At 68.8% G+C, this 18,085-nt stretch carries 12 protein-coding genes and 1 pseudogene; 5 read left to right on the forward strand and 8 right to left on the reverse strand.

Annotated features, from left to right (window positions below):
* Positions 1-156 precede the first annotated feature (156 nt).
* From AC1RVY_RS24705 to AC1RVY_RS24720, 4 genes are all read right to left on the reverse strand, one after another.
* A complete protein-coding gene (locus AC1RVY_RS24705; protein WP_492808719.1) occupies positions 157-2,463 on the reverse strand; it encodes an NADP-dependent malic enzyme in 2,307 nt (768 codons plus the stop codon).
* 375 nt (positions 2,464-2,838) lie between these two features.
* Positions 2,839-4,326, reverse strand: coding sequence for a nucleobase:cation symporter-2 family protein (locus tag AC1RVY_RS24710; protein WP_492808721.1), 1,488 nt, complete (start codon positions 4,324-4,326; stop codon positions 2,839-2,841).
* A gap of 211 nt (positions 4,327-4,537) precedes the next feature.
* Positions 4,538-5,227, reverse strand: a complete 690-nt coding sequence (locus AC1RVY_RS24715) for a GntR family transcriptional regulator (RefSeq protein WP_492808723.1) — start codon at positions 5,225-5,227, stop codon at positions 4,538-4,540.
* Between the two features lie 38 nt (positions 5,228-5,265).
* A complete protein-coding gene (locus AC1RVY_RS24720; RefSeq protein ID WP_218293603.1) occupies positions 5,266-6,546 on the reverse strand; it encodes a C4-dicarboxylate transporter DctA in 1,281 nt (426 codons plus the stop codon).
* A gap of 243 nt (positions 6,547-6,789) precedes the next feature.
* On the opposite strand from AC1RVY_RS24720, the gene AC1RVY_RS24725 reads away from it, so the two are divergent.
* A complete protein-coding gene (locus AC1RVY_RS24725; protein ID WP_492244208.1) occupies positions 6,790-8,130 on the forward strand; it encodes a glycerate kinase type-2 family protein in 1,341 nt (446 codons plus the stop codon).
* A 72-nt stretch (positions 8,131-8,202) separates the two neighbouring features.
* Here AC1RVY_RS24725 and AC1RVY_RS24730 read toward each other — a convergent pair whose 3' ends face one another.
* Complete coding sequence (locus AC1RVY_RS24730; protein ID WP_218293605.1) at positions 8,203-9,132, reverse strand: LysR family transcriptional regulator; 930 nt, start codon at positions 9,130-9,132, stop codon at positions 8,203-8,205.
* A gap of 121 nt (positions 9,133-9,253) precedes the next feature.
* Between AC1RVY_RS24730 and gcl the strand changes: the two genes are divergently transcribed.
* The 3 genes from gcl to glxR are packed head-to-tail and all read left to right on the forward strand — an operon-like array spanning position 9,254 to position 12,825.
* Positions 9,254-11,044, forward strand: a complete 1,791-nt coding sequence (gene gcl / locus AC1RVY_RS24735; protein ID WP_492808726.1) for a glyoxylate carboligase — start codon at positions 9,254-9,256, stop codon at positions 11,042-11,044.
* Positions 11,045-11,080: 36 nt separating this feature from the next.
* Positions 11,081-11,860 carry a hydroxypyruvate isomerase gene (hyi, locus tag AC1RVY_RS24740; protein ID WP_492808728.1) on the forward strand — a complete coding sequence of 260 codons (780 nt, stop codon included), beginning with the start codon at positions 11,081-11,083 and terminating at the stop codon, positions 11,858-11,860.
* 50 nt (positions 11,861-11,910) lie between these two features.
* Positions 11,911-12,825 carry a 2-hydroxy-3-oxopropionate reductase gene (gene glxR / locus AC1RVY_RS24745; RefSeq protein WP_492808730.1) on the forward strand — a complete coding sequence of 305 codons (915 nt, stop codon included), beginning with the start codon at positions 11,911-11,913 and terminating at the stop codon, positions 12,823-12,825.
* Between the two features lie 109 nt (positions 12,826-12,934).
* Here the strand turns inward: glxR and ggt are convergent, their stop codons facing one another.
* Complete coding sequence (gene ggt, locus AC1RVY_RS24750; protein ID WP_492808732.1) at positions 12,935-14,719, reverse strand: gamma-glutamyltransferase; 1,785 nt, start codon at positions 14,717-14,719, stop codon at positions 12,935-12,937.
* Between the two features lie 237 nt (positions 14,720-14,956).
* A pseudogene (locus AC1RVY_RS24755) lies at positions 14,957-15,664 on the reverse strand (GNAT family N-acetyltransferase); the annotation flags it as partial.
* 141 nt (positions 15,665-15,805) lie between these two features.
* On the opposite strand from AC1RVY_RS24755, the gene pdxR reads away from it, so the two are divergent.
* On the forward strand, positions 15,806-17,320 hold the full coding sequence (pdxR, locus tag AC1RVY_RS24760; RefSeq protein WP_492808734.1) for a MocR-like pyridoxine biosynthesis transcription factor PdxR: 1,515 nt from the start codon (positions 15,806-15,808) through the stop codon (positions 17,318-17,320).
* Between the two features lie 63 nt (positions 17,321-17,383).
* Here the strand turns inward: pdxR and AC1RVY_RS24765 are convergent, their stop codons facing one another.
* Positions 17,384-18,061, reverse strand: a complete 678-nt coding sequence (locus tag AC1RVY_RS24765; protein WP_492808736.1) for an IPTL-CTERM sorting domain-containing protein — start codon at positions 18,059-18,061, stop codon at positions 17,384-17,386.
* Between the last annotated feature and the right edge of the window lie 24 nt (positions 18,062-18,085).

Genomic DNA, 18,085 nt, shown 5'->3' on the forward strand with positions numbered 1-18,085 from the left:
TTGTTCACCGAAGCGGTGCAGGCGCGCATGCAGGGTTTCCCGAAATGGTGCGCCGCAGGCACACCCGCCGGCCGCTCCGGCGCTGAAGGCCCCGCCACGGTGCATGCCAGGGGGGCTGGCAGGCGCCGCGGGCATTGCACCCGCGGCGCGGCGCCCTTACTTGGGGCGTGCCGCCGCGCTGGCCACGGCCAGCGCCGTCATGTTGAACACGCGGCGCACGGTGGCGGCGGGGGTGAGGATGTAGGCCGTGGCCGCACCGCCCATGAGGATGGGGCCCACGGTCACGCCACCGCTGGTCGTGGTCTTGAGCACGTTGTAGAGGATGTTGGCCGCGTCCAGGTTGGGGCAGATCAGCAGGTTGGCCGAATCGGTGAGCGTGGAGTCCGCCATGTAGGCATTGCGGATGTTGGGCTCCAGCGCGGCATCGCCATGCAGTTCGCCGTCGCATTCGATCCCGGGGTGGGCGGCCACGAACAGGTCGCGCGCCTCGCGCATCTTGCGGGCCGAGGCGCGCTTGGACGAGCCATAGCTGGAGTGCGACAGGAAGGCGACCTTGGCCGGCAGGCCAAAGCGTTGCACCTCCTGCACCGACATCCAGGCGATGTCCGCCAGCTGCTGGGCCGTGGGGTTCTCGTTCACATAGGTGTCGGCGATGAAGAGCGTGCCCCGGTTGGTCATCAGCGCGTTGAGCGCGGCGTAGTCGTTCACGCCCTCCTCGCGGCCCAGGATGCTGTGGATGCGTTCCAGGTGCGTTTCATAGGTGCCCACCAGGCCGCAGATCATGGCGTCGGCATCGCCCAGGGCGACCATCAGCGAGGCGATGATGGTGTTGGAGCGGCGCACGGCGGCCTTGGCCACTTCGGGCGTGGCGCCGTTGCGCTTCATGAGCTGGTGGTAGTGCTCCCAGTACTGGCGAAACCGGGGGTCGTCCTCGGGGTTGCACACTTCCACGTCCTGTCCCAGGCGCATGCGCAGGCCGGCCTTCTCGATGCGGGCGGCGATGACGGCGGGGCGGCCGATCAGGATGGGCACGGCGATCTTGTCGTCGATGGCCATCTGCGCGGCACGCAGCGCGCGCTCGTCCTCGCCGTCGGCATAGGCCACGCGCTTTTGCGCGTCCGGCAGGGCCTTGGCCGCGTTGATCACGGGGCGCATCAGCATGCCGGTCTGGTAGACGAAGCGCGACAGGGCCTCCTTGTAGGCCTCCATGTCGGTGATGGGGCGCGTGGCCACGCCCGATTCGGCCGCGGCCTTCGCCACGGCGGGCGCGATCTTGAGGATCAGGCGCGAGTCGAACGGCGTGGGGATCAGGTAGTCCGGGCCGAAGGTGAGCTCCTTGCCCGCATAGGCGCTGGCCACCTCTTCGCTGATGTCGGCCTTGGCCAGGTCGGCGATCTGGCGCACGCAGGCAAGCTTCATCGCCTCGGTGATCTTCGTGGCGCCGCAGTCGAGCGCGCCCCGGAAGATGTAGGGGAAGCACAGGACGTTGTTGACCTGGTTGGGATAGTCCGAGCGGCCCGTGGCGATGATGCAGTCGGGGCGGATGGCCTTGGCGAGTTCGGGGCGGATCTCGGGCTCGGGGTTGGCCAGGGCCAGGATGATGGGTCTGTCGGCCATCGTCTTGACCATCTCGGCCGTGAGCACGCCGGGGGCCGAGCAGCCCAGGAAGACATCCGCGCCGTAGACGGCGTCGGCCAGCGTGCGCGCGTCGGTCTTCTGGGCGTAGCGCGCCTTGGATTCGTCGTAGCCGCCGGGGCGGCCTTCATAGATCACGCCCTTGGAGTCGCACATGAAGATGTTTTCCACCTTCACGCCCAGGCCCACCATCACGCCCACGCAGGCAATCGCGGCCGCGCCCGCGCCCGAGACGGCGATCTTCACCGCGCCGATGTCCTTGCCCACCAGCTCCAGGCCGTTGAGCAGCGCGGCGCTGGAGATGATGGCCGTGCCGTGCTGGTCGTCGTGGAAGACGGGAATGTTCAGCCGGTCGGACAGCTGCTTTTCGATGTAGAAGCACTCGGGCGCCTTGATGTCCTCGAGGTTGATGCCGCCCAGCGTGGGTTCCAGCGCGGCGATGATCTCCACCAGCTTGTCCGGGTCGCGCTCGGCCAGTTCGATGTCGAACACGTCGACGCCCGCGAACTTCTTGAACAGGCAGCCCTTGCCCTCCATCACCGGCTTGCCGGCCAGCGGGCCGATGTCGCCCAGGCCCAGCACGGCGGTGCCGTTGGTGATCACGCCCACGAGGTTGCCGCGCGAGGTGTAGTCGAACGCCTTGGACGGGTCGGCCTGGATGTCCAGGCAGGGGTAGGCCACGCCGGGCGAGTACGCCAGCGACAGGTCGCGCTGGTTGGACAGGGGCTTGGTGGGAGTGACCGAAATCTTGCCCCGGCTGGGGTTGCGGTGGTATTCGCGCGCGGCGTCGCGCAGGGCCTCTTCGGCGGCGGAAAGTGTCTGGGTCATACGGAAATCCTGGAGATGCTCAGCAAAATGCCAAATGAGCTTACCCCATGGCAGGAGGCGCCGGAATGGGGGTTAATGCCTTCATTGCATGGAATCCGCCCCTCGCCGGATACTGGCCGCCCGGGCGCGCGCCGGGCCCGTGGAGGGCCCGCGCAGCGGCAGGGGCAGCGCGGGCCGGGCGTGGGCGGGGCTTGCGCGGGCTGCGGGCTTCCACGTCGCCACCGTGCGCGCCGTTGCGGAGGCACTCTGCGTGGCGCGTTCGGCCGCTCATTCCACCTGCCTTGGTCACAGGTGTTTTGCTGCGGCGGGTGCCGGCTGCCCGATGCCGCCGGCCCGCCCCGGCGCCGGGGTGGCGCGCGGCCGCGGTCCCCTCCATCAATGTGCGTCGGCCTGGCGGGCCGCATTCACGGCGGCCGAGGTGTCGCGGCTGGCGCCATTGAAGAACACATTCAGCGCCACGGCCGTGATCGAGGCCAGCAGGATGCCGGATTCGATGAGGGGGTGGATGGCGTGTGGCATCCACTGGCGGAAGTTGGGAGCGATCAGCGGGATCATGCCCACGCCGATCGACACCGCCACGATCATGGCGTTGAAGCGGTTGTTCTTGAAGTCCACGCCGCCCAGGATGCGGATGCCCGTGGCGGCCACCATGCCGAACATCACCAGGCCCGCACCCCCCAGCACCATGGTGGGCAGGGACTCCACCAGCGCCGCCATCTTGGGCAGCACGCCCAGCACGATGAGGATCACGCCGCCCGCCACGCAGACAAAGCGGCTCTTGACGCCCGTGACCGCCACGAGCCCCACGTTCTGCGAGAAGCTGGTGTACGGAAAGGTGTTGAAGATCCCGCCCAGCAGCGTGCCCAGGCCGTCGGTGCGCAGTCCGCGCGTGAGCGCGTTCTGGTCGATCTTGCGGTCGGTCATCTCGCCCAGCGCCAGGAACATGCCCGTGGATTCGATCATCACGACGATCATCACGAGGGTCATCGTCAGGATCAGGATGGGGTCGAACACGGGGCTGGCGATCTCGAAGGGCAGGACCAGGTCGAACCACTGGGCCTTGGTCACCTTCTCGAACGACATCAGCCCCATGGCCACGGCCACCACGGCGCCGATGACGATGCCCAGCAGCACCGAGATGTTGGCGATGAACCCCTTGGCGAACTTGGCGATCAGCAGGATGGAGACCAGCACCAGGGCCGAAATGCCGACGCCCGTGAGGTCCGCGTAGCGCGGGTTGGGCACCGTGGGCACCACGGCGAATCCCTTGGGGACGGGGGGCAGCGACGAGCCCGGAGCGCCCGCCGCGGACTGCATCTCGGTGAGCCACTTGAGGTGCTCGGGGTTCACCATGCTGGGGGCCGTGGGGCCCACCGGGTTGCCAAAGATCCAGTTGATCCCCACGCGCATGAGGCTGATGCCGATGGTGGCAATGATGGTGCCGGTGACCACGGGGGGGAAGAACCGCAGCATGCGGCTGACCAGGGGCGCGATCAGGATCGAGATGACCCCCGCGCCGATCACCGAGCCGAAGATCAGCCCGGCGCCGGCCGTGCCGCCCGTGCTCTGCGCCATCGACACCATGGGCGCGACGGAGGCGAAGGTCACGCCCATCATCACCGGCAGCTGGATGCCGAACCAGCGCGACGCGCCCAGGGCCTGGATCAGGGTGACGAGCCCGCAGACGAACAGGTCCGCCGAGATGAGCTTGGCCACCTGGTCGGGAGTGAGGTTGAGGGCCCGGCCCACGATGAGGGGCACGGCCACGGCGCCGGCATACATCACCAGCACGTGTTGCAGGCCCAGGGCCGTGAGCCGGCCCACCGGCAAATGTTCGTCCACGGGATGTACGGGCGGGTGCATGGGAGGTTCCTTTGGGTTGACGGGGGTGTGGGGATTCAGGGGTGGAGACGGCGCATCAGATGGTGCACAGTTGTCCATACAAAAATCGTATACACATTAGCCCGGCCGTTGATCAAGGTAAACCCTAGGGCGTGCCAGGGCCTCGCGCGCCGCACGAAAAAAAGGAGCGGTCGGCCGGGGCCGCCGCAAGGGGGGCGGGGTGGCCCGGCCGCTAGGGACCGGCCGGCGCGCGCTTGCCCAGCGGTGTGAGCGAGTCGCGCAGGCGGTCCCTCACCAGGGGCTCGGTGGGGTTCAGCGCGCCTTCCACATGGCCGATGTGCGTGAGCATGCGTTCGCGCGCCAGGGCGGTGTCGCCGGCCTCCAGCGCCTGCACGATGGCCGCGTGTTCGGCGCAGGACTGGCTCGCCTCGTGCCGCGACTGGTAGAGCGACGCCGCCAGCGTGGTGCGCGCCGTGAGGTCGCGCAGGATGTCGCTGAGGCTGCGGTGGCCCATCGCCTCGGCCAGGCAGACATGGAAGTCCGCCAGCAGGAAGGCGCGCGTCGCGGCGTCGGCGCCCTCGATGGCCAACTGTTCCTGCGCGATGTGGGCGCGCAGGCGGCGCGTCACGGACTGCAGCGGCCGGCCCGCGTCCGCCAGGATGCCCGACTCGATGATGCGCCGTGCCGAGAAGGCATCGCGCGCGTCCTCCACCGAGGGTTCCACCACATACCAGCCCCGGCGCGGGCGCACCTCGACGAAGCCGCGCGCCTGCAGCTGCATGAGGGCTTCGCGCACCAGGGTGCGGCTCACGCCGAAGAGATCGGCCAGTTCCTGCTCGCCCAGGCGCTCGCCCGGGGCGAGCTTCTGGGCGAGGATGGATTCCACCACCTGCTGGGTGATCTGGGTCTGGTTGATGCTCATGGCCGGATTGTCGCGTGGTGGGCGGGGGCGGAGCCCTGTCAGGCGCGCGGCAGCGGCGGCTCGCGGCCGTCCAGCACGGCGTGGGCCCGTTCGCGGTCGATGTCGCCTTCCCAGGCCGCCACGGCCACGGTGGCCACGCAGTTGCCGATCAGGTTGCCCAGGGCGCGGGCGATGCCCATGAACCAGTCCACCGACAGCACCAGCACGAGGCCGATGGCCGGGATGGCGGGAATCGCCTGCAGCGTGGCGGCCAGCACCACGATGGCCGAGCCCGGCACGCCGTGCGCGCCCTTGGACGTGACCAGCGAGATCGCCAGGATGGTGAGCAGGTCGGCCATCGAGATCGGCGTGTTCGTGGCCTGGGCGATGAACACGGCGGCCAGCGTGATGTAGATCGAGAAAGCGTCCAGGTTGAACGAATAGCCCGTGGGGATGACCAGGCCCACGGTCGAATCGCGGATGCCCAGGTGCTTGAGCTTGGCCATGATCTGCGGCAGCACGCTGTCCGACGAGGTGGTGGCGAACACCACGGCCAGCTCCTCGCGCAGGTAGCGCAGCAGCTTGAACAGGCTGAAGCCCGAGAAACGCATGATGAGGCCCAGCACCACCACCACGAACAGGAACACCGCCGCATAGAACAGCACCACCAGCATGCCCAGCTGCTTGAGCGAGCCGATGCCGTACTTGCCCACCGTGAAGGCGATGGCGCCCAGCACGCCCAGCGGCGCCAGCTTGATGATCAGGCCCATGGTCTTGAAGAGCACGTGCGACAGGTCTTCGATGAGGGTGGTGACCCGCGCGCCGCGCTCGCCCATCAACGCCAGCGCGCAGCCGAAGACGATGGAGAACAGCAGCACCTGCAGCACGTCGCCATTGGCGAAGGCGCTCACGGCCGTGGTGGGGATGAGCTTGAGCAAGAAGTCGCTGAAGCCGCCGCCGGTGAGCTTGCTCGCGTTTTCCGCATAGGCGCCCATGGCCTTGGGGTCGAGCGCCTTGGGGTCGATGTTCATGCCCACGCCGGGTTCGAACCAGAACGCGAGCGCCAGGCCGAGCACCAGCGCGATGGACGTGACGACCTCGAAGTAGATCAGCGACTTGACGCCCACGCGGCCCACGCGCCTGAGGTCGCCCGTGCCGGCGATGCCGTGCACCACCACGCAAAAGACGATGAGCGGAATCAGCATCTTGATGAGCTTGATGAAGCCGTCGCCCAGGGGCTTGAGCTGCACGGCGGTATCGGGCCAGAACAGCCCGACGGCCACGCCGGCAATCAGGGCCAGGATCACCCGGCCAAACAGGGAGTTGAGGAAGCGGAGCATGGGAAACCCTTTGAAAAGGAAGGAACTTGCATGGCGATCAATCTTGCATACAAGAACTGTAGACAAGTGCGGCCGCCCGGAATATGGGGTTATCCCGGGCTGGGGCCTGCCCGGGAAGGGGCCTCAGTGCGCCCGCACGGGTGCGTGGAGCCCTGCCGCCGGCGTGGGCGGTTGAAGTTCTTTTGACTTGCGCGCGGGGTATCGCCGGGCGTGGTGCGCCACAATCGCCCGCGGAGACCACCCATGACCCGCAACGACCCCGTGCCCGATCCCGTCCGCCAGGGCGGAGACTTCCTCGAATACCTGTACCGCGTGGCCGTGCGCCGCGCGCTGCCGCTGCACAACACCGCAGCTTTCCTGCCCGCGCCGCCCAGCCGCGAGAGCGGCGGCCGCACCCTGGTGCTGGGCGCGGGCAAGGCCGGTGGCGCCATGGCGCAGGCCGTGGAGGCGCTGTGGCCCGCCGACGCGCCGCTGTCGGGCCTCGTGGTCACGCGCTACCACCACACGCCGCCGCGCCCCGAGGGGCTGGCGCAGCGCATCGAAGTGGTGGAGGCCGCCCACCCCGTGCCCGACGCGGCGGGCCTGGCCGCCGCGCAGCGCATGCTCGAATGCACCCGGGGGCTGACCGGGAACGACCTCGTGCTGTGCCTGATCTCGGGCGGCGGCTCGGCCCTGCTCACGCTGCCGGCCGAGGGCCTGACGCTCGAGGACAAGCAGCGCATCAACAAGGCGCTGCTGGAGAGCGGCGCCGCCATCGACGAGATGAACTGCGTGCGCAAGCACCTCTCGCGCATCAAGGGCGGGCGCCTTGCGGCGGCCTGCGCGCCAGCGCGCGTGGTCACGCTCACCATCAGCGATGTGCCGGGCGACGACCCCTCGGTCATCGCCAGCGGCCCCACCGTGCCCGACGCCACGACCTGCGCGGACGCGCTGGCCATCCTGGCGCGTTATCGCATCGACATCCCCGACAGCGTGCGTGCCGCGCTGGAGGCGGGTGATCTGGAAACCCCCAAACCCGGCGACGCCGTGTTCGCAGGCCACGCCGTGCACATGACGGCCACGCCCCAGCAGTCGCTGGAGGCCGCGGCCGAGGCCGCGCGCGCGGCGGGCGTGCCGGCCTACATCCTCTCGGACGAGATCGAGGGCGAATCGCGCGAGGTGGGCAAGGTGCACGCCGCACTGGCACGGGCCGTGGCGCGGCACGGCCAGCCGTTCGCGCGGCCCTGCGTGATCCTCTCGGGCGGCGAGACCACCGTCACCGTGCGGCAGCGGCCACCTGGCGCCCCCAGGGGCCGGGGCGGCCGGGCGGGCGAGTTCTGCATGGGGCTGGCGCAGGCGCTGCAAGGGCAGGCGGGCGTGTGGGCGCTGGCGGCGGACACGGACGGCATCGACGGCGTGGAAGACAACGCCGGTGCCCGCGTCGCGCCCGACACCCTGGCGCGCGCTGCCGCGCAGGGCCTCTCCGTCACGGACCACCTGGACCGCAACGATGCCTATGGCTACTTCGATGCGCTGGGCGACCTCGTCATCACGGGGCCCACGCACACCAATGTCAACGACTTCCGGGCGATCCTGATTTTGTAGCGGCTCGCGCTTGTCCTCCCTGGGTTTCAAGCAAAAAATGCTTGAAACCGTTGACTGGAAAGCGCGGGCAGCTCACTTTTTTGACAAGCCTTCGCGCGGCAAGGACGCCACCCAGTCCTTGCCGAAGCGCCCCTGCAAAAACGCGACGAAGGCCTGCACCTTCTGCGGCACCAGGCGCGGCGACGGGTACACCGCATGGATCTCCTGCTCGGGCAGGCGGCAGGTCTTGAGCACCTCCACCACGCGCCCGGCGGCCAGCGATTCGACCGCCACGTAGTGCGGCAGCGCCGCGATGCCCATGTGCGCGCGCGCCGCCGCCAGCAGGGCCGAGAGGTTGTTGGAGCGCAGCCGCCCCGTGACGGGCACCGACACCGCCTCGCCGCTCGCATTGCGCAGCCGCCACAGGTCGTTGCCCTGCACGCTGCTGTAGATCAGCGTGGCGTGGTCCTTCAGGTCCGACGGCCGGCGCGGCGTGCCGTGGCGGCGCAGGTAGGTGGGCGAGGCCACCAGCACCCAGGGGTTCATGCCCAGCGTGCGCGCACCCAGGGCCGAGTCGGCAAGCTTGCCCAGGCGGATCGCCACGTCGATGCCCTGGGCCACCAGGTCGGTATAACGGTCCTCGAAGCTCAGGTCCAGCTGCACCTGCGGGTTCTGCGCCATGAACTCCAGCGCCAGCGGCACCACCACGCGCCGCCCGAACGCGACCGAGCTGCCCACGCGCAGCTGGCCGTGCACCTGTGTCTGGCGCACGCGCACCACGCTCTCGGCCTCGGCCACATCGGTCACGATGGCCTTGCACTTTTCGTAGTACAGCGCGCCGGGCTCGGTCAGGCTCACGCCGCGCGTGTTGCGGTTGAGCAGCCGCACCTTCAGGTGCGCCTCCATGGCGGCGACCTGCTTGGTCACCGTGGGCTGCGTGGTGGCGAACTCCCGCGCCACCTTGGTGAAGCTGCCGGTCTCCACCACGCGCACGAACATCTGCATGGCATCGAGGCGGTCCATGGTCTGTCTCCTGTTGCGGTCCAGATTTATTCCTGGCTGGAATAAATTTTATGGTCCATCGCCACCTTCCGCCCAACGAGGGGCTTGCCTAAAGTTTGACCATCCACAAGGAGGTCAAGCAATGGCAAGAATGAAGGCAATCGAAGCGGCCGTGAAGGTGCTCGAGAAGGAAGGCGTGAGCGTCGCGTTCGGCGTGCCCGGCGCCGCCATCAACCCGCTGTACGCGGCGATGAAGGCGCATGGCGGCATAGGCCACATCCTGGCGCGCCATGTCGAGGGCGCCAGCCACATGGCCGAGGGCTACACCCGCGCCGTGGCCGGCAACATCGGCGTGTGCATCGGCACCAGCGGCCCGGCCGGCACCGACATGGTCACCGGGCTGTACTCGGCCAGCGCGGATTCCATCCCCATCCTGTGCATCACCGGCCAGGCGCCGCGCGCCCGCCTGCACAAGGAAGACTTCCAGGCCGTGGACATCGCCACCATCGCCAAGAGCGTGACCAAGTGGGCCACCACGGTGCTGGAGCCCGCGCAGGTGCCGCAGGCGTTCCAGCAGGCGTTCCACCTCATGCGCTCCGGCCGGCCCGGGCCGGTGCTCATCGACCTGCCCATCGACGTACAACTGGCCGAGATCGAGTTCGACCCCGACACCTACGAACCCCTGGTGCCCTACAAGCCCGCCGCCACGCGTGCCCAGATCGAGAAGGCGCTGGCCATGCTGAACGACGCGGAGCGCCCGCTGATCGTCGCGGGCGGCGGCATCATCAACGCCGATGCATCCGGCCTGCTCGTGGCGTTTGCCGAGGTGCTGGGCGTGCCGGTGATCCCCACGCTCATGGGCTGGGGCAGCATTCCGGACGACCACCCGCTCATGGCCGGCATGTGCGGCCTGCAGACCAGCCAGCGCTACGGCAACGCCACGATGCTGGCCAGCGACTTCGTGCTGGGCGTCGGCAACCGCTGGGCCAACCGGCACACGGGCTCGGTCGATGTCTACACCCGGGGCCGCAAGTTCGTGCACGTGGACATCGAGCCCACGCAGATCGGCCGCGTGTTCGCGCCGGACTTCGGCATCGTCTCGGACGCGGGCGCCGCGCTCAGGCTCTTCGTGGACGTGGCGCGCGAATGGCAGGCCGCGGGGCGCCTGAAGGATCGCAGCGGCTGGGCCGCCGAATGCCTGGGCCGCAAGCACAGCGTGGACTACCTGCGCAAGACCCACTTCGACAGCGTGCCCATGAAGCCGCAGCGCGTGTACCAGTGCATGAACCGCGCGCTGGGCAAGGACGTGTGCTACGTCTCCACCATCGGCCTGTCGCAGATCGCGGGCGCGCAGTTCCTGCACGTGTACCAGCCACGCCACTGGATCAACTGCGGCCAGGCCGGCCCGCTGGGCTGGACGGTGCCCGCAGCCCTGGGCGTGCGCGTGGCCGACCCGGCACGCAAGATCGTGGCGCTGTCGGGCGACTACGACTTCCAGTTCATGATCGAGGAGCTGGCCGTGGGCGCGCAGTTCAAGCTGCCCTACCTCCACGTGCTGGTCAACAACAGCTACCTGGGCCTGATCCGCCAGGCGCAGCGCACCTTCAGCATCGACTACTGCGTCCAGCTCGCGTTCGACAACGTGAACATGGCCGAGGGCGAGGCGGCGCGCGGCTACGGCGTGGACCACGTGAAGGTGGTCGAGGGCCTGGGCTGCAAGGCCATCCGCGTGCACCGTCCCGAGGAGTTCGCGCCCGCCATCGCCCAGGCCGAGGCCTGGATGGCCGAGTACCGCACGCCGGTGGTCATCGAGGTGATCCTGGAGCGCGTGACCAACATCGCCATGGGCACCGAGATCGACAGCATCGTCGAATTCGAAGCGCTGGCCACGCAGCCGGCGGACGTGCCCAGCGCGCTCGCAGTGCTGGACTGACCCCACCATTTCCTGACTGATACCGGAGACCTGTTCATGCCCCGTTTCGCTGCCAACCTCAGCATGCTGTTCACCGAGGTGCCTTTTCTCGACCGCTTCGAGCGCGCCGCGCGCACCGGCTTCGAGGCCGTGGAGTTCCTCTTTCCCTACGAGTTTGTGGCGGAAGACATCCGCGAGCGCATCGACCGCCACCAGTTGCAGATCGTGCTGCACAACCTGCCCGCGGGCGACTGGGCCGCTGGCGAGCGCGGCATTGCCTGCCACCCCGCTCGCATCGTGGAGTTTCGCGCCGGTGTGGCCCAGGCCATCAGCTATGCCCAGGCGCTGGGCGTGCCGCAGCTCAACTGCCTGGCCGGCAAGGCGCCTGCGGGTGTGGAGGCGCAGGTGCTGCGCCGCACCCTGGTCGACAACCTGCGCTTTGCCGCCACCGAGCTGAAGGCCGCCGGTCTGCGCCTGCTGATCGAGCCCATCAACCCGTTCGACATCCCGGGCTTTTACCTCACCCGCACGGACCAGGCGCTGGACCTCCTCGACGAGGTGGGCGCCGACAACGCCTTCGTGCAGTACGACATCTACCACGCGCAGCGCACCGAAGGCGAACTGGCCGCCACGCTGCAAAAGCACCTGCCGCGCATCGGCCACGTGCAGCTGGCGGACAACCCCGGCCGCCACGAGCCGGGCACGGGCGAGATCAACTACCGCTACCTGTTCGCACACCTGGACCGGCTGGGCTATGGCGGCTGGGTGGGCTGCGAGTACCGGCCCGCGCGTACCACGGAAATCGGCCTCGGCTGGCGCGCTGCGCTCACGGCATGACCCGGCACAGACCCATGGACGAATCACCACAACACAAGGAGAAAAAGAACATGACCGACACCCCCCTCAAACTCGGCTTCATCGGCCTGGGCATCATGGGTGCGCCCATGTGCGGCCACCTCATCGCCGCCGGCCACCAGCTGTACGTGCACACGCGCGGCCGCGTGGCGCCGCAGATCGCACAGAGCAGCGCCACGCAGTGCACCACGGCGCGCGGCGTGGCCGAGCGGGCCGACATCATCTTTCTGATGCTGCCCGACACGCCCGATGTGGAGAAGGTGCTGTTCGGCGCCGACGGCGTGGCCCAGGGGCTGAAGGGCAGCACGGCCAAGGTGGTGGTGGACATGAGCTCCATCTCGCCCGTGGCCACCAAGGACTTCGCGGCGCGCACCGAGGCCGTGGGCGCGCAGTACCTGGATGCGCCCGTCTCCGGCGGCGAGCTGGGCGCCAGGAACGCCACGCTGTCCATCATGGTCGGCGGCCCCGAAGCGGTGTTCGAGCGCGTCCGGCCGCTGTTCGAGCGCCTGGGCAAGAACATCACCCTGGTGGGCGGCAACGGCGACGGCCAGACCGCCAAGGTGGCCAACCAGATCATCGTCGCCCTGAACATCGAGGCCGTGGCCGAGGCGCTGCTCTTCGCCGCCCGCGCGGGCGCCGACCCGGCCCGCGTGCGCCAGGCGCTGCTGGGCGGCTTCGCGTCGTCAAAAATTTTGGAGGTGCATGCCGAGCGCATGATCCGGCGCACCTTCGACCCCGGCTTTCGCATCGGGCTGCACCAGAAGGATCTGAACCTGGCGCTGTCCAGCGCTCGGGCGCTGGGCGTGCCGCTGCCCAATACGGCCATGGCGCAGGAGCTGTTCAATGCCTGCGTGGCGCATGGCGGCCAGGGGTGGGACCACTCGGCGATGGTGCGGGCGCTGGAGAAGATGGCGAACTTCGAGATCGGGCAGGCAGTGCCGGCCTGATGCGGGCCGCCATGAAAAATCCCGCTGGCCTTTCGGCGAGCGGGATCTTTGAAAAAATGGCTGCCAGCGCTTGTCCATCAAGCGCGGTTAGCTATTGATTCAGGAGCAATCAATACCCCAGCGTCTTCCCATCCGGGTTGCGCGGGTCCGAGTATCCGTACAGCGCGCCGCCACGGATCTGGATGGTCTGCGTGCGGCCCATCGACGGCTTCACCGCGATGTTGTGGCCGCGCTGCTTGAGGAGCGCGATGGTATCGGGCGAGAGGCCCTTTTCCACGCGCAGCTCGTCGGGCGTCCACTGGTGGTGCACACGAGGTGCCGCAGCGGCTTCGGCGGGGTTCATGCCGAAGTCGATGGTGTTCACCACCGTCTGCAGCACCGTGGTGATGATGCGCGCGCCGCCAGGGCTGCCGGTCACCAGCGTGGGCTTGCCGTCCTTCAGGACCAGGGTGGGCGTCATGGACGACAGGGGGCGCTTCTTGGCGGCCACCGCGTTGGCGTCGCCGCCGACGAGGCCGTAGGCATTGGCCACGCCGGGCTTGGCCGAGAAGTCGTCCATCTCGTTGTTGAGCAGGATGCCCGTGCCCTTGGCCACGATGCCGCTGCCGAAGTTGGTGTTGAGCGTGTACGTCACGGCCACGGCGTTGCCGGCCTTGTCCACCACCGAGTAGTGGGTGGTCTGGTCGCTCTCATACGGCTGGGGCTGGCCGGGCTTGATGCTCTTGCCGCTGCGTGCGGTGTTGGCGTCGATGCCCTTGGCCAGGGACTCGGCGTAGCGCTTGGAGGTCAGGCCCTTCAAAGGGATCTTCACGAAGTCCGGGTCGCCCAGGTACTCGGCGCGGTCGGCGTACGCGAGCTTCATGCTCTCGGCCATGTAGTGGATGGTCTGCGCGCTGTTGGGGCCCCACTGGGCCAGGGGCAGGGGCTCCAGCATGTTCAGGATCTGCACCAGGTGCGGGCCGCCGGAGGACGGGGGCGGCATGGTCACGATCTCATAGCCACGGTAGGTGCCGCGCGTGGGCACGCGCTCGGCCACCTTGTATTCGCGCAGGTCCTGCAGCGTGAGGGCGCCGGCGTGCGGTGCCATCTCGGCGGCGATCTTCTGGGCGATCTCGCCTTCGTAGAACGCCTTGGCGCCCTGCTGGCCGATCAGGCGCATGGACTGGGCCAGGTCTTTCTGCACCAGGGCGTCGCCCACCTTCAGCGGCGCGCCGTTCCTCCAGAAGATGGCCTGGGTGGCGGGCCATTGGCCCATGTTCTTCTTTTCCTGGTCCAGGATCTTGGCCAGGGTTTCGCTCACCGGGAAGCCCTTGTCGGCCAGCTCGATGGCGGGGGCGATCACGCGCGACAGCGGCAGGGTGCCCCAGGTCTTGAGCGCATGCTCCATGCCGGCCACGGTGCCGGGCACGCCCACGGCGTAGTGGGTATACAGCGACTTGCCGTCCACCACATTGCCCTTGGCATCCAGGTACATGTCGCGCGTGGCCTTGATGGGCGCCACTTCGCGGAAGTCGAGCGCCACGCTCTTGCCGGTCTTGGCGTCGTGCACCACCATGAACCCGCCGCCGCCCAGATTGCCCGCATTGGGCAGGGCCACGGCCAGCGCAAAGCCGATGCCCACGGCCGCGTCCACCGCGTTGCCGCCGGCTTTCAGGATGTCGAGGCCGATCTGCGAGGCCAGCTCCTGTTCGGTGGCGACCATGCCGTTGCGCGCCACCACCGGGTGGAACACGTCCATGTCGAAGTCGTACGCGGCGCTGGCGGCCTGGGCCGAGGCCGTTTGCTGTACGGCGGGCGCGGGCGCCGCTGCCGTGGTGGGTGTGCTGCCGCAGGCCGTGAGGCTGGCCAGCGCCAGCGCCAGGCTGGAGGCCAGCAGCGTGTGTCGGATGTTCATGGGTGATGCTCCTGAGATGGTTTTTTGCTCTGTAGGAAGGGGAGGGCGGGTGGACCCTGCGAAGGGCGCCCGCGGCAAGTGTAGGGTGGGCCCGCGCTGCGTGCGGGCGGCGGGTTATGCCGATTGAGTATGCAGCCTGTGCATGCCCGTCATTCCCGCTTTCTGTGCAGAAGAATGCGCCACGGGGCCGCGCTCCTCGATGCCTCAGCGCGGTGGTTGCGAAGCCCCTGGGCCCAGTGATTCGCGCACCTGGGTCAGCGAGCGCCGTTGGCGCCCCTGCGCATCCTGGTTGTCTTCCGACAGCCAAGCCTCGAACGCCTGCCGCAAACCAGGCCATTCGGTGTCGATGATGGAAAACCAGGCGGTGTCGCGGTTGCGGCCCTTGTAGACCACGGCCTGGCGGAAGATGCCCTCGAACTGGAATCCCAGGCGCGCGGCGGTGCGCCGCGAAGGGGCGTTGAGGCTGTCGCACTTCCACTCGTAGCGGCGGTACCCCAGCGTGTCGAACACGTAGGCCATGAGCAGGAACTGCGCCTCCGTGGAGGCGGGTGTCTGCTGGAGCAGGGGCGAAAACATCACGTTGCCGACCTCGATGGCGCCATGGGTGGGATCGATGCGCATCAGCGCCAGGGTGCCCACGGCCTTGCCCGTGGCCTTGTCCACCACCGCGAAGTGGCGCGGGTCGGTGCTGAGCGCGGCGGTGTGTGCGTAGCGGCCGTAGTCCTCGGGGGTGTCGAACGGGCCGGTGAACATGTAGGTCCAGGCGCGTGGGTCCGGCGCGAGCCGGTAGGCCGCATCCAGGTCGGCCGCGTGGCGGTCGGCCTGCAGCGGCTCCAGCTGGCAGTGGCGGCCCACCAGGGTGACGGCGCCGGGCTGGGGGCGGGGTGTCCAGCCGGGGACGGGGGTACCAATGGGCTGGGCGAGATCATTCATGGAGGTGGACATGGAATTGCGCGGTCGAAGGGTCAAAAAAAGAGAGGTTGAACCGGTGACTCTAGGATTCTTGTGGACCATTCAAAAGATCCACTCATGCAAAATCTGATGGTGCCACCGAGGCTGTGAACTGGTGGTTTTTCACCGGCCACCATGACCCCACGCCTCCCCGCCATCGACCCCGTCCGCCATGTCCTGCTGGAAGCCCCGCTGGTGCGTGACCGGCAGGGCGACTCGCTGCAGCGCCAGCTCCTGACCCGCATCCGCGATGCCATCCTGGATGGGCGCTTCCCTTCGGGCTGCCGCCTGCCGGGGTCGCGGGATCTGGCGGTGGACCTGGGCGTTTCGCGCAATAGCGTGACAGCGGTCTATGAGCAGCTGGGGGCCGAGGGCTACATCGAGCTGAGCCGCCGGGGCACCAAGGTGTCCGCGCTGGACCGCAGTCGTGCCCGGGGCCATGCGGACCCCGCGCGCGCAGCGCCGCCCCGCCTGTCCGAGCGCGGCACGCGGGTGGTCAGCCGCTTTGCCGATGCGGCCGAGACCCTGGCTTTCAGGCCGGGCGTGCCGGCGCTGGCGCGGTTCCCCCTGAGCGCATGGAAGAGCTGTTTTGACCGCGCCTTCAAGGCATCTGGCGTGTCGGCCCTGGGCTATGGCAATCCGGCGGGCGAGGCCGCCTTGCAGGGCGCCATCATGCGGCACCTTGCGGTGGCACGCGGCGTGCGCTGCGAGGCGGGCCAGGTGGTCATCACCGAAGGCGCGCAGGAGGCGCTGAACCTGTGCGTGCGGCTGGTCACCAACCCGGGCGACACCGCCTGGGTGGAGGACCCGGGCTACCGGGGGGCGCAGACCGCCTTCCAGTGCGGAGACCTGAAGGTCGAAGCCCTGCGGGTCGATGGCGCGGGCCTGGTGGTGCCTGCCGATGCCTGGTCGGCGGCGCCGCCCCGGCTCATCTACACCACGCCGTCGCACCAGTACCCCACGGGCGGGGTGCTGCCCGTGGCCCGCCGGCTCGCGCTGATCCGGCAGGCGCAGGCCTGTGGCGCCTGGATCATCGAGGACGACTACGACAGCGAGTTCCGCCACGCGGGCGAACTCATTGGTGCCATGCAGGGCCTGGTGCCACAGGCGCCGGTGATGTACGTGGGCACATTCAGCAAGACGCTGTTCCCTTCCTTGCGGCTGGGTTTTGTGGTGCTGCCGCAGGCCCTGGCCGCAGCGGCCGCGCCGCTGCTCAAGGAGACCCTGCGCGGCGGGCATCGCCATGAGCAGCTGGCGCTGGCGGAGTTCATCGACAGCGGGCAGTTCAGCCGGCACCTGGGGCGCATGCGACGCCTGTACCGGGGCCGGCAGGCGCTGCTGCGCGATGCGCTAGCGCAGCACCTGGCCGTGCCCCATGCGGTGCTGGGGGGCGACAGCGGCATGCACCTCACGGTGCGCCTGCCGCCCGAATACCCCGACCAGGCGATTGCCGAGGCGGCCCGCGCCTACGACATGGCGCCGGCACCACTGTCGCGGTTTGCCCTGCGCGCTCGGCCCGAAGACAACGGCCTGGTGCTGGGCTACGGCAATACGTCCGAATCGCAGTACCCGGCCCTGGTGCAGCGGCTTTCGCGGCTGGCCCAGGCGCGGCGGGCACGGGTCCCTGGAGCCGCAGGGGCACCGGGTTGAACGGGACCTGTTCACGCGGCAAGGGGCACGCCCGCGCGCGCGTTTCGCGCGCGGGGCTCGGGGCTAAAGGGTTCTGCGGCGTACCGCTGCAAGGCCTGCAAGGCCCAGGATGCTGGCGGCGAGGATGAGGCTCCACTCAGAGAGCGTTGGAACGGTGGCCGCCGCCGCAGAGGACCAGGACACCGTCGCGCCGCTCGCACGGGAAGCGCTGCCGTCTGCCACTTCGAGATCGCAGGAATCAGCGGTCCCGGCGGGAGAGGTCCCGAGGGCCGTGCATTGGTAGTTGTGCCCCCCTTGCGAGGTGCCGGTGATCACCATGAGCGAGGTCCGGTCATTGACCGCATGTGGTGACACGCCGGTTTCCCAGCGGCTGATCACGACGGCGGCATCGGTGACCGCGCCCGCCGCATCGGTCGTGACCTGAAACAGGTAGATGCGGGTGGCCGGATCCGCGCTGGAGTACGTGGTCAACCCATCGCTGAAGCTGAAGGATGTCACCAGGGCCGCGATGCTGGCCCCTGCCAGGTTAGCCGGCAAGGGGCTGGCCGTGGTGAACGAACCCGAAACCCCCGTGGCCAGCGTGAAGTTCTGGCACGGGCCCGTGGCGCAGGCCGCGTAGTCCACTTTGCTTGTGTAGTTGCCGGTGGATGCCGCGGTGTGCACCGTGGACTGCGCGTGGGCCCAGCTGGCGAAAAACAGGATGGCGGCCGCGCTGATCCAGCGTTGGAATTTGCTCTGCATTGGTATCCGATCTTGGGTGACTGA

The sequence above is a fragment of the Acidovorax sp. GW821-FHT11A03 genome (assembly GCF_058809075.1).